Source organism: Geothrix sp. (assembly GCF_020622065.1).
GTDB lineage: Bacteria > Acidobacteriota > Holophagae > Holophagales > Holophagaceae > Geothrix.
Window position 1 is genome coordinate 1125427 of sequence record NZ_JAHRYQ010000001.1, and the last position, 16448, is coordinate 1141874.

Annotated in this window: 12 protein-coding genes; 7 read left to right on the forward strand and 5 right to left on the reverse strand. The window is 69.8% G+C overall.

Features of this window, described 5'->3' with window-relative positions:
- Window positions 1-3 precede the first annotated feature (3 nt).
- A complete protein-coding gene (locus QZ647_RS05265; protein ID WP_291271160.1) occupies window positions 4-1608 on the reverse strand; it encodes an amidohydrolase in 1605 nt (534 codons plus the stop codon).
- A gap of 79 nt (window positions 1609-1687) precedes the next feature.
- Between QZ647_RS05265 and QZ647_RS05270 the strand changes: the two genes are divergently transcribed.
- From QZ647_RS05270 to QZ647_RS05285, 4 genes are all read left to right on the forward strand, one after another.
- The gene (locus tag QZ647_RS05270; RefSeq protein ID WP_291271161.1) at window positions 1688-3343 is read left to right on the forward strand and encodes a methylmalonyl-CoA mutase family protein; all 1656 of its coding nucleotides are present in this window, start codon (window positions 1688-1690) and stop codon (window positions 3341-3343) included.
- Between the two features lie 111 nt (window positions 3344-3454).
- Window positions 3455-3706: a hypothetical protein gene (locus QZ647_RS05275; RefSeq protein ID WP_286353390.1), complete on the forward strand. Its 252-nt coding sequence runs from the start codon at window positions 3455-3457 to the stop codon at window positions 3704-3706.
- A 169-nt stretch (window positions 3707-3875) separates the two neighbouring features.
- Window positions 3876-5738, forward strand: coding sequence for a cytochrome b/b6 domain-containing protein (locus tag QZ647_RS05280; protein ID WP_291271162.1), 1863 nt, complete (start codon window positions 3876-3878; stop codon window positions 5736-5738).
- A gap of 77 nt (window positions 5739-5815) precedes the next feature.
- Complete coding sequence (locus QZ647_RS05285; RefSeq protein WP_286353388.1) at window positions 5816-6049, forward strand: cytochrome c3 family protein; 234 nt, start codon at window positions 5816-5818, stop codon at window positions 6047-6049.
- A 63-nt stretch (window positions 6050-6112) separates the two neighbouring features.
- On the opposite strand, the gene QZ647_RS05290 is transcribed toward QZ647_RS05285, so the two are convergent.
- From QZ647_RS05290 to coaE, 4 genes are read right to left on the reverse strand one after another with little or no spacing between them, the layout of a single operon-like run.
- Window positions 6113-7813, reverse strand: a complete 1701-nt coding sequence (locus QZ647_RS05290) for a phospho-sugar mutase (protein WP_291271163.1) — start codon at window positions 7811-7813, stop codon at window positions 6113-6115.
- Between the two features lie 40 nt (window positions 7814-7853).
- Window positions 7854-8468: a class I SAM-dependent methyltransferase gene (locus QZ647_RS05295; RefSeq protein WP_291271164.1), complete on the reverse strand. Its 615-nt coding sequence runs from the start codon at window positions 8466-8468 to the stop codon at window positions 7854-7856.
- Window positions 8468-9853, reverse strand: a complete 1386-nt coding sequence (locus QZ647_RS05300) for a TldD/PmbA family protein (protein ID WP_291271165.1) — start codon at window positions 9851-9853, stop codon at window positions 8468-8470. Before QZ647_RS05300 ends, QZ647_RS05295 begins: the two co-directional genes overlap by 1 nt.
- Window positions 9854-9855: 2 nt before the next feature.
- Window positions 9856-11940 (reverse strand): dephospho-CoA kinase, encoded by a 2085-nt coding sequence (gene coaE, locus QZ647_RS05305; protein ID WP_291271166.1) that lies wholly within the window; start codon window positions 11938-11940, stop codon window positions 9856-9858.
- Window positions 11941-12048: 108 nt separating this feature from the next.
- Here coaE and QZ647_RS05310 point away from each other — a divergent pair, with 108 nt between their 5' ends.
- Genes QZ647_RS05310 through QZ647_RS05320 form a run of 3 tightly spaced genes read left to right on the forward strand, consistent with a single transcriptional unit; the run spans window position 12049 to window position 16419 of the window.
- Entirely contained in the window at window positions 12049-13008 is a 960-nt protein-coding gene (locus QZ647_RS05310) for an acetyl-CoA carboxylase carboxyltransferase subunit alpha (protein WP_291271167.1), read from the forward strand.
- A 1-nt stretch (window position 13009) separates the two neighbouring features.
- Entirely contained in the window at window positions 13010-14677 is a 1668-nt protein-coding gene (locus QZ647_RS05315) for a DHH family phosphoesterase (RefSeq protein ID WP_291271168.1), read from the forward strand.
- Complete coding sequence (locus tag QZ647_RS05320) at window positions 14674-16419, forward strand: hypothetical protein (protein WP_291271169.1); 1746 nt, start codon at window positions 14674-14676, stop codon at window positions 16417-16419. Before QZ647_RS05315 ends, QZ647_RS05320 begins: the two co-directional genes overlap by 4 nt.
- The last annotated feature ends 29 nt before the right edge of the window (window positions 16420-16448 follow it).

Consider the following 16448-nt stretch of genomic DNA (forward strand, 5'->3'; position numbering starts at 1 on the left):
GCTCTAGTGTGCCAGGGGCACTTCCACCCCGTTCACCCACAGGCGTCCAGGCTTCAGCTTCCGCAGGGCCTCGGGGGTGAGGTCTCCAATCGGAGCCTGCACCCAGAGGAGGTCGGCCACGGCCCCTTTCTGGAGGGTGCCCAGCTCCTTCCCCCGCCCCAGGGCCGTCGCATTGCCCGCCGTGTAGGCGCGGACGGCCTCGAGGCGCGTGAGCCGCTGGGCGGGAAGGAAACCGCCGGGCGGGTTGCCGTCCGGGTCCCGTCGGGTCTCGGCCGCGGCCAGGCTGATGAAGGGATTGGGATCCTCCACGGGCGCGTCGCTTCCGAAAGCCAACAGGGCGCCGCCGCTTTCGAAGCTGCGCCAGGGGAAGGCCTCGTTCAGGCGCTCGGGGCCGAGGCGGGCGGGGGTCCAGCTGTGATCCGAAGTGCAGTGCACGGGCTGGACGCTGGCCACCACGCCGAGCTTACCGAAACGGGCGGCATCGTCGGCGGTGACGATCTGGGCGTGCTCGATGCGGGGGGGCAGGGCGCCCCGGCCCTTCTTCATGGCCTGGGCCAGGAGGTCGAGGGCCGCGCGGTTGGCGGCATCGCCGATGGCGTGGATGGCGGGCTGGTAGCCGGCCTTCATCGTGATGGCCGCATCCAGGGCCACCTTGGCGGGCTCCGTCACCCAGAGGCCCTGGGTGGCGGGCTCGTCGGCGTAGGGCGCCAGGAGTCGGGCGCCGCGGCTGCCCAGAGCGCCATCCAGGTAGAACTTCACGCCCTGCACCTGGAAGAAGGACAGGTTCTTGGGCCGGGGCTGCTTCAGTTCGCGGAGCATCAGCCGGTGGTCGTGGCTGAGGTAGGCGAAGACACGGATGGGGAGCGTTCCTGCGGCGGCCATGCGGCGGTAGGCGGCCAGCTCGGGGCCCGTCACCCCCATGTCGGCCACGGCGGTGAAGCCCTGGGCGCGCAGGGCCTCCAGTCCGGCTCTCAGGCGCGCTTCCTGTTCGGCGCGGCCCGGTTCGGGAATGAGCTTCCGGACCAGGTCCACGGCGTTGTCCAGCAGGATGCCCGTGGCCCGGCCGAACTCGTCCCGGAGGATGCGGCCGCCCTCGGGATCCGGCGTCTTGGGGCCGATGCCCGCCATGGCCAGCGCGGCGCTGTTCACCCAGGCGGCGTGGCCATCCACCCGCTGGAGGAAGGCCGGGCGGGTGCCCGTGAGCACATCGAGGTCATGGGCCCGGGGAAAGGCCTTGGTGGGCCAGCGGTTCTGGTCCCAGCCCCGGCCCAGCAGCCAGCCCTGGGTATGGGCAGCGGTCCAGGTCTTGAGGCGGTCCAGCGCGGCCGGCAGGCTGACGGCGCCCGTGAGATCCACCTTGCGGGCGAGGGCGCCGAGGCCACCCACATGCGCGTGCCCCTCGATGAGACCCGGCAGCAGCGTGCCGCCCGGCAGGTCGATGCGGGTGGCCTTTGGGTGGGCCTTGGCCAGGGTCTCGATGGCCCCGACGGCGAGGATCTTCCCCTTCCGGAGGACGAGTGCCTGACCGCGCTGGGGCCCCTGGGAGGTCCAGACATCGGCACCGGTGATGAGTTGAACGGAGGCGGGCGGCGGAGGCGGCAGCGGCATGGCGGGCTCGGAGAAAGGAAGGGGCCAGTGTAGCGTCTGCCTGCGGCCCGGCGATAAGGTGGATCTCATCGGAGGCTTCATGTACCAGAGGGATTTCCTGGAGCAGGTGCGGGCACAGCTCACGGTGAAGGAAGATCCGGCGAAGCTGCGCGAGAAGGTCTTCGAGACCAGCTCGGGCATTCCCCTGAAGAACAGCTATACCCCCGCGGATCTGGCGGAGCACGATCCCCTGCGGGATCTCGGGGCCCCCGGGAAGTTCCCCTTCACCCGCCATGTGCAGCCCACGGGCTACCGCGGCCGGCTCTGGACCATGCGCCAGTACGCGGGCTTCGCCACCGCCGAGGAGAGCAACGCCCGCTACCGCTACCTGTTGGAGCAGGGCACCACGGGCCTGTCCGTGGCCTTCGACCTGCCCACGCAGATCGGCATGGATCCCGACCATCCCATGGCCCTGGGCGAGGTGGGCAAGGTGGGCGTGAGCATCAGCTCCATCCACGACATGCGCACGCTGTTCCGCGACATCCCCCTGGACAAGGTCAGCACCAGCATGACCATCAACGCCCCCGCCAGCGTGCTGCTGGCGCTCTACCTCGCCGTGGCGGAGGAACAGGGCGTGAGCTGGGACAAGGTGAGCGGCACCATCCAGAACGACATCCTCAAGGAATACATGGCCCGGGGCACCTACATCTTCCCGCCCCGCCAGAGCCTGCGCCTCATCACCGACATCTTCGCCTTCTGCGCGGACCAGGTGCCCAATTGGAACACCATCTCGATTTCGGGCTACCACATCCGCGAAGCGGGGTGCACGGCGGCCCATGAGATCGCCTTCACCCTGGGCGACGGCATCGCCTATGTGCAGGCGGCCCTGGATGCCGGGCTGAAGCTGGAGGCCTTTGCGCCGAGGTTGAGTTTCTTTTTCAACGCCCACAACCAGTTCTTCGAGGAGGTCGCCAAATTCCGCGCCGCTCGCCGCCTCTGGGCCCGGATCATGAAGACGCGTTTCAAGACGGACGATGCAAAAAGCCAGATGTTGCGTTTCCACACTCAGACCGCGGGCAGCACCCTCACGGCCCAGCAGTCGGACAACAACATCGTGCGCACCACCGTCCAGGCCATGGCCGCCGTGTGTGGCGGCACCCAGAGCCTGCACACCAACAGCCGGGACGAGGCTTTGGCCCTGCCCACGGAGCAGAGCGCCATGATCGCCCTGCGCACTCAGCAGATCCTGGCCTATGAATCCCGGGTGGCCGATGTGGTGGATCCCTTCGCCGGGAGCTATTTCATCGAATCCCTCACCGACGAGCTCGAGGCCCGCGCGGCGGCCCTGCTGGCCAAGGTGGACGACCTGGGCGGCATGGTGAGCGCCATCGAGAAGGGCTTCCCCCAGCGGGAGATCCAGAACGCGGCCTACGCCTACCAGAAGGCCGTGGAGAAGGGCGAGCAGGTCGTGGTCGGCGTGAACCGCTTCGCCATCACCGGTGAGGTGAAGCCGGATCTGCTGAGGGTGGACGAGGCCCTGGGTGAGACCCGCCGCCGCCAGATCGCCGCCGTGCGCGCGAACCGGGACCAGGGCGCCGCCTCGGCCTGCCTCGCGGCCCTCTCCAAGGCGGCCCGCGGCACGGAAAACCTGATGCCGCTCATCCTTGCGGCGGTGAAGGCTGAGGCCACGGTGGGGGAAATCTGCGATTCGCTGCGCGGTGAATTTGGGGAATATCAGGAGCATCTGGTGCTCTAGCCGATTCAAACGCCTCCAGGGTCTTGTAACGACATCAATTCTCGGTACCCTTATTGCAGACCTGTGACTCGACCCGTCCCGTTCGCGGGACCCCCACTTCCCGGAGGCACCATGCGCATCGCCACCCTCATCGCCGCTGCGGCGCTGATTCTCGCTGTTCCCGCCCAGGCCAAGATGCCTTGGGTCAAGAAGTCCCAGGAACTCGGCTTCGCCGAGGTCAAGGATTGCAAGGCCTGCCATGTGGGCGCCCCCAAGAAGGGTGGCGAAATGTCCGCCCGCGGCAAGTTCCTGGAAGAGACCAAGGCCAAGAAGAAGGCCGCTGAGGTTGATCTCAACTGGCTGAAGGACTACAAGGGCAAGTGAGCCGCTGAGAGGTGGTTCAAGCACCGAACCGGGCGGGTTTCCGCCCGGTTTTTTCTGTACGGATGAGTCGCGATTGCTGCGGATCCAGACAAATGTCGTGATCCAGATCACCAGGGCCTAGCACCGACCTGAAGACTCAGGCTAGGGTTAGAGGACTTGAGAGGTGGCTATGCGTCTGCTGCTTGCTGGATTGTTCTCCCTCGCCCTTGCCGCGGCCCCGACCGCGCAGGACTGCACTTCGTGCCACGAGGTGGATCTCGCCAAGTTCGCCGCCACCAAGCACGGCAGCATGGCCTGCACGGATTGCCACAGCAGCATCACGAAGCTGCCCCATGCCGACAAGCCCGCGCCGGTGAAGTGCGCGACCTGCCACGAAGACCAGGTGAAGGCCTACGGCAAGAGCATCCACGGCGTCGCCAAGCAGAACGGGATGGCCGATACGGCCACCTGCAAGTCCTGCCACGGCCCCACGCACCAGATCGTGGCCAGCAGCGACCCGGCCTCCGCCGTGAACAAGAAAAACCTGGCGGACACCTGCGGGGCCTGTCACTCCAACCCGGACTTCCTCGCCAAGCACAAGATTCCCTTCGCCAAGCCGGTGGAAGCCTACCGCCTGAGCGTCCACGGCCGCGAAGTGGCCAAGGGGAACGCCAGCGCCGCCTCCTGCTCTGATTGTCACGGAAGCCACGACATCCTGCCTTCCGCGGATCCCAAGGCGAAGGTGAATCGCGCGAATGTGGCGGAGACCTGCGGCGTCTGTCACAACGATGTCCAGGCCGTCTACGCCGACAGCGTGCATGGTCTCGCGGTCAAGCGCGGCTCCAAGGATTCGCCCACCTGCACGGGCTGCCACGGCGAGCACAACATCCTGGCCCCCAAGGAAGCGGGCTCCCTGGTGAACGCGGCCCGCGTGTCCACCGTCACCTGCGGCCGCTGCCACGGCGACGAGCGGCTCAACTCGCGCTACGGCTTCGGCGACAAGGTGCCGGCCTTCCAGGACAGCTTCCACGGCCTGGCCATCCGTGGCGGACAGCAGACCGCCGCCAACTGCGCTTCCTGCCACGGCGTGCACAACATCCTGCCGTCCGCGGACATCCGCTCCACGGTCAACCCCGCCAACCTCCAGAAGACCTGCGGACAGTGTCACCCCGGCGCCGGCGACAAGATCGCCCGCAGCAAGGTGCATGTGCGCACCGCCGGCGGCATCGAGCACATCTCGGTGAAGTGGATCCGCTGGGCCTACTACGCCCTCATCCCCATGACCATCGGCTTCATGCTCTTCCACAACGGCCTGGACTACTTCGCCAAGCTGCGCCGCCACAAGCCCCACCACGGGACGGGCGAGCAGCTGCCCCGCATGAACAAGACCTTCCGCATCACCCACGGCATGGTGATGGTCAGCTTCATCCTCCTGGTCATCACCGGTTTCGCCCTGAAGTTCCCCGAGGCGGGCTGGGTGAAGGTCCTGGGCATGAATGGAGCCGGCCTGATCCGTGGCTGGGTCCACCGCATCGCCGCCGTGGTCATGATGGCCGCCACCGTGATGCATGTGATCCACCTCGCCCTGGTGAAGCGCGACCGCGTGATCCTGTTCGAGCTGCTGCCGGGCTGGCAGGACGCCAAGGACATCGCCAACGCCCTGCGCTACAACCTGGGCCTGACCGACAAGCGGCCCACCTTCGGCATGTTCGGCTACGCCGAGAAGATGGAGTACTGGGCCTTCATGTGGGGCACCGTGGTGATGGCCGTGACGGGCCTCCTCCTCTGGGCGCAGAACTGGAGCCTCAAGCACTTCCCCATCTGGGTGCTCGATGCCGCCACCGCCGCCCACTGGTATGAAGCGATCCTGGCCACCCTCTCCATCCTCGTGTGGCACTGGTACCTGGTGATCTTCGATCCCGAGGTCTACCCCATGGATCTGGCCTGGCTGACCGGAAAGGCCTCCGCGGACCACCTCCGCGAAACCCGGCCCGAGTACTATGCAGCTCTGGTGAAGAAGCAGGAAGAAGCCCAGAAGGACCGTGCTGAATAACTTGGAATGCTGTTTGCTTTTCCTCCCCTGACCCGGCCCTTGAGCCCGGTCCCAACCCCAACAAAGTAGGAGCCCTCATGCGCCGCATCACCCTCCTCACCGCCCTGCTTGCCCTGGCCGTCGCCCCCGTCGCCAGCGCCAAGATGACCACCGTCAAGGGTGCCAAGTGCACCGCTTGCCACGAAGGGGCCCCCAAGGACAAGAAGTTCAACGCCGCCACCACCAAGATGGTCGCGAAGTACAAGGAGTCCCAGTGCAAGGACTGCCACGGCTGGGCCGATGGCAAGCTGACCACCATCAAGAAGAAGTAGCACTCCGCTCCCCACGAAAAACGGCGCCCCCATCGGCGCCGTTTTTCGTGGGGGAGAAGAAACCTAGAGGCCCAACAGGGCGCGGGCTTCGGCTTCCATGCGGTCCAGCTGGGCGGCGTCGCCGCGGGACTGGAGGTAGACCTTCAGTTTGGGTTCGGTGCCGCTGGGGCGGAAGGCCGCGAAGGCTCCGCTCTGGAGGCGGAATTTCAGCACATTGCTGCGGGGGATGGGCAGGGCAACCCCGCGGCGGTCGGGACGGTCGAGGATCGTCTCGGTGCCGCTCTCGCCATGCCAGAGGCCCGTTTGGAAATCCTCCCAGCTGGCGACCCGCTCACCGCCCAGAGAGGCCAGACCGGCGGCGCGGATGCGGCCCATGGCCTCGGCAAAGCGCTTGGCGCCCCCGGGCCGGGGATCCTCCAGGTTCACCAGGCGGTTGTGGAAGGTTCCGACCTTCGCCATGAGTGCATCCACGGCCTGGAAGAGGGTCAGCCCCTTCGCCTTGTAATGTCCGGCCATCTCGGCGACGACCAGGGCCGCCGTGACGCCGTCCTTGTCGCGCAGGCTGGGCGGCAGCAGCATGCCGTAGCTCTCCTCGGCGCCGAAGGCGTAGGCCTCGCCCAGGGTCTCGAGGCGGTCCATGCACACGGCGATGTTCTTGAAGCCCGTGAGGGTCCATACGACGGGCAGGCCGTGGTGGCGGGCGACTTCGGCCATGAAGTCCGAAGTGACGACTGTGCTCACCACGGCGCCGGAACGGCCCTTCTGTGTGCAGAGGTAGTCGAGGGTGAGGGCGGCCAGGTCATTGCCGGACATGAGCTCCCAGGCCCCTTCCCGCAGGGCCACCACGCCGATGCGGTCGGCATCGGGATCATTGGCCAGGATGACCTCCGCGTCCATGGCCCCGGCCTCCCTCAGGGGGGCGGCATAGGCCGCCAGCTCTTCGGGGTTGGGGCGGGGTGCCGTGGGGAAGGTTCCATCCTGGACGCCCTGGCTGGGGCTGATGGTGAGGGGGATGCCGGCCGCTTCGAACAGGGCCGGGACGAAGGCGATGCCGGTGCCGTGGAAGGGCGTGTAGAGGATGCGGGCCGGCTCGAAGGGCCGTGGATGCTGGAGGAGGTCCCGGCCCAGGGCGAGGTAGGCGTTCTCGACTTCGACGGGGATGGGGCTGATGCGGCCCGGCGGGACGACAGGGGGCACGGGGACCACCGGCAGGGCGGCCATCTGCGCCTCGATCTCGGCGTCCCAGGGCTCCACCACCTGACCGCCCAGGTCGTTGTAGGCCTTGTACCCATTGTATTCCTTGGGATTGTGGCTGGCGGTGATGATCACGCCGCAGGCCGAACTCAGGGCCTTCATGGCGAAGCAGAGGAAGGGCGTGGGGAGGGGGCGCGTGCCGAGGAAGACCTGATAGCCCGCCGCAGCGAGCACCGAGGCGGCTTCCGTCGCAAAGACATCAGAATTGAGGCGCGTGTCGTAGCCCACCACGGCCACCCTCTTGCCCGGTGCGCGCCGCTGGGCCACGGCCGCCAGCGCCAGGGTGGTGCGGCGGACATTGGGCCGGTTCATGCGGCGGAGGCCCGCGGCCATGAAGCCACGCAGGCCGCCTGTGCCGAAGGCGAGGGGTTCGAAGAAGCGGTCCTCCAACTCCGCGGTGGCCTGGGCCTCGCCACGCTCGGCAGCGGCCACGAGGGGTTCCAGTTCCGCACGGAGTTCGGGTTCCAGGTGGGGAAAGGCAAGGTAGGCGCGGGCGGAGGCGAGGCTCATGGCAGATTCCTGGACAAGCGTCCAGGATCGCAGATCCGGCCTAGGACCGGAACCCTGCGGGCCGTCGGGCCACCACCTGCATCACCGCGCCGGGGCCGTGATGGTAGGCACCTTCGTGGATGTCCCGCACGACCTCCCGGCCGACTTCCAGCTCCAGACCCGGAAGCAGTTCCACCGTCTCGGCCAGGGTGCTGAGCAGATCCAGCTCCTTCGGGCCGCCGGTGCCGTACTCCAGTTGCCGGGGCGTATAGGCCTCCAGGATTAGGATGCCCCCGGGCGCGAGTGCCGCGGCGTAGCGCGGATAGAGGCGCCGCCGGAGCGCGGAGGGCAGGTGGCAGAAGATGGAGATGATGCCGCTCCAGTGCGTCGGGCCGAGGTCGAAATCCGCCAGGTCGGCCGCGACCGTGGCGAGGGTCACGCCGCGGCTGAGGGCCAGCTCTTGGGCGCGGGCCAGCCCCACGGGGGACTGGTCCACCGCGGTGACGGCGTGGCCCAGGGTGGCCAGGTGGACCGCATTCCGGCCCTGACCCTCGCCCAGCCCCAGCACGGGGCCCGGCGGAATGCGGGGGGCCATCTCGCGCAGGAAGTCGTTGGGCTCTGATCCGTAGACCAGATCGGGCTCGGCGTACCGTTGATCCCAGAATCCCTGTCCCATCAGGCGCCTCCGAGCGCGATGTCCTCCAGCAGGATGCTCAGGCCCGCGCTGCTGCCGTACCAGCGCAGGTCGTTGCCCAGGGCGGCGATACGCGTGAGGAAGTCCCGCAGGTTGCCCGCGAAGGTGAGCTTGTCCACGGGTTCGGCCAGCGCGCCCTCGCGGATGCGGATCCCGCTGGCGCCCACGCTGAGGTCGCCGCTGACGGGATCCACCGTGTGCAGGCCCATGATCTCGGTGATGAGGACGCCGTTTCCGGCCATGCGATAGAGAGCGTCGGGCGCCGTGTCGCCGGGCAGGGGGAACAGGTTGAAGGTGGTGGCGCCGGGTTGGCTGCCGAAGCCCCGGCCCGCGCTGGCCGTGGGGGCCACGCCCATTTCGGCGGCGGTCTTCAGCGTGTGCAGGTAGGTCTTGAGCACGCCGCCTTCGAGCAGAACATTGCGCCGCGTGGGCAGACCCTCGGCATCCCAGGGCTCGGTGCCCAAGGCGGGGCGGCCAGGCGCCTCTGCGAGGCGCCCATCGTCGATCAGCGTGAGCAGGGGCGAGGCGATCGGTTCGCCCAGCTTCCCGGCGAAGAGGCTGCGCTGCTTGAGCACGGATTCGGCGTCCAGCATGCCCGCCACGATGCCGAGCAGATCCACGGCCACCTCGGGATGGAGCACCACGGCGTACTTCCCTGCGGGCAGCCGCTGGGGGTTCAGCTTCCGCTCGCCCTTGAGGGCTGCCTCGGCGCCGATGGCCGCGAGGTCGAGGCCGGGGCGCCGGGCCACATCCCAGTGCCAGGCGGCCTGCCGTTCCTCGCCGTCGGCCACCGCCAGCTCGATGGACGCGGAGCAGCTGGACCAGGCGTCCGCGGCCCGCACGCCCTTCTGCGTGAGCAGCAGGCTGGCGCCGGATCCGTCGCTCCAGGCCGATTCCCGGACGGCGGCCACCTTGGTGGAGGCCCGCCGGGCCTGGGCTTCCAGGTCCAGGGCCCAGCCGATGCGCTGCTGGGGCGTGATGGCCTCCACGGTCGCGTCGAAGCGGCTGGGCAGGTCATCGACGCCGGAGGGGTCGGCCTGCCGGAGCCAGGGATCTTCGTCGCCCAGGGCGCTCAGTTCCCAGGCCTGGGTGAAGAGGTCGCGGAAATCGGCAGCGGCGAGATCGGTGGTGGTGGCCAGGCCTGTGCGGAAGCCCTTGCCCCCCGCACGGATCACCCGCACGCCGAGGCCACCGCGCTTGCTGGCAGTGAGGTCCTCCAGGGCGCCGTTCTGCACCTTGGCCTTGCGGGAGCGGGACACGGAGGTAAAGGCCTCCGCACCCTCCGCGCCCAGCTTCAACGCGTGCTGGATGCCGTCCTGCAGGCGGGCTTCGAGGGAATCGGGAATGAAAGAAGGGAAGGGGTTCATGGTCAGATCACGCTCGGCAGGGGTTCGGCGGTGCCACCGACCACGAGGGCGGGGCAGAGGATGGTGGGGAGGGCATCGCTGACGGGCACGCCCTGGCCGTCCTTGCCGCAGGTGCCGATGTCGAAGTGATGCAGGTCGCTGCCGATGCGGGTGAGGCCCTTCAGCACCTCGGGGCCACAGCCGCTTAGGGTGGCGTTCTTCACGGGGTATTTGGGCTCGCCGTTCTCCACCCAGTAGCCCTCGGTCACCTGGAACACGAAGTTGCCGGTGACCGTGTCCACCTGGCCACCGCCCATGCGCTTGACCAGCAGCCCGCGGTCCAGGTCGCGAAGGATGGCTTCGGGAGCCTCGCCCCCAGCAGCCAGGAAGGTGTTCCGCATGCGGGGGATGGGCAGGTGGCGGTAGCTTTCGCGGCGGCCGTTCCCGGTGGGTTCCGCATTCATCTTGCGCGAGGTCTTCCGCGATTGGAGGTAGGCCTTCAGCACGCCGTTCTCGATGAGCACCACGCGGCTCACGGGGTTGCCCTCGTCGTCGATGGCTTGGCTGCCGCGCTTGTGGGGCAGGGTGCCGTCATCGATGATCGTCACGCCCTCGGCCGCCACTTTCTGGCCCAGCTTGCCCGCGAAGGCGCTCATGCCCGCGAGCGCGAGGTCGGCCTCCAGGCCGTGCCCGCAGGCCTCGTGGATCATGGTGCCGCCGGCGCTGCTGCAGAGCACCACGGGGAAGGTGCCGGCGGGGGCGGGTTGCGCGTCCAGGGCCTGCACGGCCAGACGGGCGGCTTCGCGCACGGTGTGCGCCACGGCCTCATCGGTGAAGAGCTCGAACCCGCGGGTTTCGCCCAGGGCCTGGTAGCCGGTCTGGAGCTGGGTACCGTCACCGGCGGTGACATTCGCGCGGAGCACCACCTGGGTGCGGTGGTCCTCCGTGAGGGCGCCCGACCAGGCGCCATCCCGGGATTCGGCGGCGGCGATCCACACCCGCTGGGTGCTGTCGCCGTAGCCGACGGAGACCTGCTTCAGCGCGCCGGGGCGCAGCGCCTCGGCCTCGGTCCGGGCCAGGGCCTCGGCGCGGCGCACCAGGGCGACTTTCTCGCTCAGGGCCACGCGGCCCGGATCGCGTTCCACTGGGCTGGGGGTGGGGTGGGTCTTCAGCACCAGGGCCGGGACCTCAGCGGCGGCGCCGGTGCCGGGGGCGGCCAGGGTGCGGGCGGCGTCGGTCAACTCTTCAAAGGTGGGGGCGATGAGGTCGGCGAAGCGGGTGGTCTCGCCATCCACCAGGCGCAGGCTCGCACCGAAAGTCTCTGAGGCGAGCACATCCTCCATGCGGCCGTCGTCCATGCCCAGGGCATGGGCCCGGCGGCGCTCCACGAAGGCCTCGCCGTAGTCGCCGCCCCGGCTGAGCAGGGTGGCCAGGACATCGCGCAGCTGGTCGGCGCTGAAGGGTGCGGGCATCGGGGTTCTCCAGGTCCGCGCACGGCGGACCTTCCAGTTTGCCAGAAGGGCCGCCTCGGCTCCCGCCAGGATTCCAGCCAGATCCCGCCCGTCATTGGGGATCACGAGATCCGCATGGAGGGCCCGCTCCGGGGGCGTGGCCTGCGCCCGGAGTCGGGCCAGGGCGGCCTCCCGGGAGATCCCATCCCGAGCCTGGAGCCGCTGGAGCCGAAGGGCCTCCGGTGCGTCCACGGTCCAGAAGGCGTCGAAGTGGTGGGCCTTGCCGCGCTCCACCCACAGGGCGGCGTCCAGCACCGCGCCGCGGGTATCGGCCGGCAACCCGGCGAGGCGGCCCGCGAGCAGGGCCTCGATGCGCGGGTGGAGGATCGCATTGAGACGGGCCCGGGCGGCGTCATCGGAGAACACATGGGCCGCCAGCCAGGCGCGGTCCAGGGCCCCGTCGGGCCGGAGGCAGCTGGGGCCGAAGGCCGCCACGAGGGCCGAAAGGCCCTCGCTGCCCGGGAGCACCGCCTCCCGTGCGAGGCCATCCGCATCCACCACGGCCCACCCCCGGGCCGCCAGCTTCCCCGCCACGAAGCTCTTCCCCGCCGCGATGCCGCCGCTGAGGCCGAGGATGGGGAAGGGCGAACCGTGCATGGGGAACTCCGGCCCTGATTCTGCTCCCAACCGGGCTCTAAGGTGCACAGAGCCTGATTCCAGCCTCTCGGCTACACTGGACCGTTCCTCTTCTTGACCCGAGGTCACATGAAAGACGCTACCCCCGAACAGACCATGGATCTGTCCCAGCTGGAGAAGCCGGTGCTTGAGCTGGAGGCCCAGATCCGGGCCATGGAGATGGATCCTTCCCAGGCCAAGGAGCGGGAGAAGCTGCAGAAGAAGCTCGACAAGCTGAAGGCGGAACTCTTCTCCCACCTGACGGACTGGCAGCGGGCCCAGCTGGCGCGCCACCCCAAGCGTCCCTACACGATGGATTACCTGGAGCGCATCTGCGAGCGCTTCGAGGAGCTGCACGGCGACCGCCGCTTCGGCGACGACGCGGCCATCGTGGCCGGCATGGGCTGGATCGAGGGCAATCCGGTGATGATCATCGGCCAGCAGAAGGGCCGGGACACCAAGCAGAAGATCCTGCGCAACTTCGGCATGCCCAAGCCCGAGGGCTACCGCAAGGCCCTGCGCCTCATGAAGCTCGCCGAGAAATTCCAGCGGCCCATCCTCTGCCTCATCGACACGCCTGGGGCCTATCCGGGCGTGGATGCGGAGGAGCGCGGCCAGGCCGAAGCCATCGCCCGGAACCTGCTGGAGATGGCCAAACTCGAAGTACCCGTGGTGGCCGTGGTCATCGGCGAGGGGGGGAGCGGCGGGGCCCTGGCCCTGGGCGTGGCGGACCGCGTCCTGATGATGGAGAACGCCATCTACTCGGTGATCTCACCGGAAGGTTGCGCGTCAATCCTGTGGAAGGACGCCACGCAGGCTCCCAAGGCCGCCGAAGCCCTGAAGCTCACGGCGCCCCACCTGCTGGAGCTGGGCATCATCGACGGGATCGTGAAGGAGCCTCTGGGAGGGGCCCACGCGGATTTCGACGCCGCTGCCGCCGCGCTGAAGGAGGCCATCATCGAGGCCTTCTCCGAGCTCTCCGAGCTGACGGCTGAGCAGCTGGTGGAGGAGCGGTACCAGAAGTTCGCCCGCATGGGCAGCGTGGGCTGACATGGAGGCCAAGACTTGGCGCCTCCGCCGGGAGATCCCGGCGGGACCGGCGCCCTGGCGGGCCCTGGCCGCGGCCTGGAACCTGGAGCCCCGGCTGGCGCGACTGGCCTGGTTGCGGGGCGCCGACCAGCCCGAGGACCTGGCCTGGCGCCTGGATCCCAGCTGGACGCGCAGCACCGATCCCCACCTGCTGCCGGGTGTGGATCCATCCGTGGCGCGCATCCGTCAGGCCATCGGGGCCCGGGAGCGCATCGTGGTCTACGGTGACTACGATGTGGATGGCGTCACCGCCACGGCCCTGCTGGTGCGGGCCCTGGAGCGCCTCGGCGCCGAAGTCTCCTTCTTCATCCCCAACCGCTTCTCGGATGGCTACGGCCTGCATCTGGATTGCATTCGGGAGCTGAAGGCCACGCGCGACCCGGGCCTGCTCCTGTCCGTGGATTGCGGCGTGCGCAGCGTGGATGAGGTGAAGGCCAGCGCTGAGCTGGGCATGGATTGGGTGATCACGGATCATCACGCCCTGGGCCCGGAATTGCCCCCCGCCTGCGCCGTGGTGCACCCCCATCTGGACGGCTACCCGAACCGCTTCCTGGCGGGCGTGGGCGTGGCCTTCAAGCTGGCCCAGGCCCTGATGGGTGCCGTGCCCCATCCCACGGGCGCCGACGCGGCCTTTCTGGACGGCATGCTCAAGCTCGTGGCCATCGGCACCGTGGCGGACATGATGCCCCTGGTGGACGAGAACGCCCTGCTGGTGCGCCGGGGGCTGGATTCCCTCGGCGGGAAGAACGGCCCGGGCCTCGCGGCTCTGCTTCGCGCCGCGAAGAAGGAGGGCGCCCTGGGCGGCCAGGACATCGCCTTCGGACTGGCCCCGCGCCTCAACGCGGTGGGCCGCATGGGCGGCGCGGAAGATGCCGTCCGCCTGCTGCTCACGAGGGAGGCCACCGAGGCCGAGGCCCTCATGGTGCGGGTGGAGGCTCTGAACCAGGAACGCCGCGCCATCCAGCAGGAGCTGACAGCCAGCCTGCCGCCGCCGGACGGCGCGGCCTTCGACCTGGTGCTGGACCCGGCGGCCCACAAGGGCGTCATCGGCATCGTGGCGGGCCAGCGCATGCGCGCCACGGGGCGCCCGGCGGGCGTCTGCACCGTCATCGACGGCGTGGCCCACTGCAGCCTGCGCGCGCCGGAGGGCTATGACCTGGGCGAGCTCCTGGTTCTGGCCCAGCCCTTTATCCTGAGCGGCGGCGGCCACCGCGCCGCCGCGGGCCTCAGCTTCGAGGCGTCCCGCCTGACCTTCGTCCGCCAGGCCCTCCAGCGGGGGGCCGCGATGCAGGCCGAGGGCCGCGAGCTGCCGCCCCTCCTGCTGGACGGCGCTCCTGGGGAGCTGCCGGACGATGCGGATCTGGCCCGCCTGGAGCCCTTTGGCCAGGGCTTCGCCCCCCCGCTGGCGCGGGTGGAGGGCACGCTGACCTCCTCCGCAGTCTTCGGGGCGGATCACTGGAAGCTGCGGGTGGCCGGGCTTTCCGATCCCCTCACCTGGTTCTCCAACCACGAACGGCCGGCTCAGCCCCGCGCCGGGGAGCGGATCTGCGTGGCGGCCGCCCCCCAGGGCAGCGCCCGCTGGGGCCGCTCCTGGCTGGTGGACATGGCCCTTGAAGGGGCCGCCCCATGATGGCCTCCCTGCTCCAGAGCCTCCCCCCCGCGCGGCACCCGCTCTGGCGGGGCCTGGGCTGGGGCCTGGCTGCGGGCACCCTGGGGCTGACGCTGCGCTTCCTCCTGGTGGGCGGTGGCGGCATGCCGGGCCGCACGGTGGGTGGCGATCCGCTGTTCGGCGAAGGCACCAAGGGCAGCGTGGGCACCCTCACGGAGCAGCTGGGCCAGAACCGCATGGTGCTGGCCTACAAGACCATCGAAGGTTCCGAGGAGGATCTGCGCCTGGACCAGGTGAGGGGCTCCCTGGACGAGCCGGCCGGGAAGTGGCGCCTGCTCTCGCCCAAGGCCCGCCGCCAGGCCGGGGTCTGGACCCTGCAGGGCCCCATGGACCTGGGCGTGGCCCAGCCCGGGACCACCACCCCGCTCGGCAAGGGCCGCATCGAGAGCGAGGGCCCGGCCCTCCGCTGGACCGGCGGGGAATGGGAGGGCCTGGCCCCCCTGCGGTGGGAATCCCTGGAGGGCTCCACCCGGGGCACCTGGAACCTGCCGGTGGGCTGGCGCCGGGAAGGCGACGGCCGCTTCCGCGTGGAGCGGGGCCCCGTGCGCTGGCTGGCCCCGACGGACGGCACGGCCCCCGCCACGCTCAAGGCCATGGACGCGGACCGGCTCTGGGCCACGCCGGGCTTCCTGTCGGGCCACCTGGAAGGGGTGAGGGCGAGCCTGGCGGAAGGCTCGCTCCAGGCCTCGGTGGCCGACCTCACGCCGGACACGGTGATCTGGCCGGGGCCCCTGGCCTTCGAGCGGGCCGATGGCTGGCGGGGCGAAGCCAAGGGGGGAGTGGCCCCCCGTCCCGCCCCGGGGGCCCGCTTCCAGCAGGTGGAGCTGAGGGGCTTCCGGGCGCGTCGGGCCGTGGCCGGCGGGGAGGAGCACCTGTCCACGGAGGGGGCGCGCTGGACCCCGGCGGGACTGCGCCTCGAAGGGAGCGTGGTCTGGGATCAGCCCCTGGATGGCCAACGCCTCACGCTGAAGGCCCCCCGGGTCTTCATGCGGGAAGCGCCCGGCCAGGATCTGCCAGCCGCCCTGCCGATCGGGCATGCCGCGGCGGAAGGCCAGGCCCTGCTCACCTGGGGGCGGCGCAGCCTCTCGTCGCCGCGCATCCTGGTGGAGCGAGCCACGCGCCGCTGGAAGCTCCAGGCACCGGTCCTGGGCCGGGGCGAGGAGGGCACCTTCACCGGCGGGGCGGGGCAGGGCGATCCCAGGTCCTGGACCATTGAAGGTCCCGTGCAGCTGAATCTGTTTTCCGGCGGGAGCCTGCGGGGGGCGAAGCTGGTCTGGGAGGATGCGCTCTGGACGCTGACGGGCCGTCCCGCCACCTGGAGTCGGCTGCGGGAGCGACTCTCCGGGCCGCGCATCGTCCGCCGAGGTGAGGTGGTGAGTTTTCCGGAAGGTCTGAGCGGAACCCTGGCGGCGGCGGACGGGGACCTGTTCTTGCGGGCGGAGCGGGGCCAGAGCGAGGCCCAGAAGATCACCCTCGGCGGCGGTGTGGAGTGCCAGGGCCAAGGCTGGCGGCTGGCGGCGGACACGGTGACCGTCACGGTCGGGTCCGACCGCACCGTGCGGCTCATCCAGGCAGAGGGGACCGTGACCTTGCGCGGGCGCCTCGGAGAAGGCCAGGGCGAAGCGCTGGAGCTGGAGCCCGGGCCCCAGACAGTGCGGTGGCAGGGCCGGGTACGCGGCAAGGGGGCAGGCTCCGGCTGGTGACGCCAGGCGCTTTTCGGGCATGATGGGGC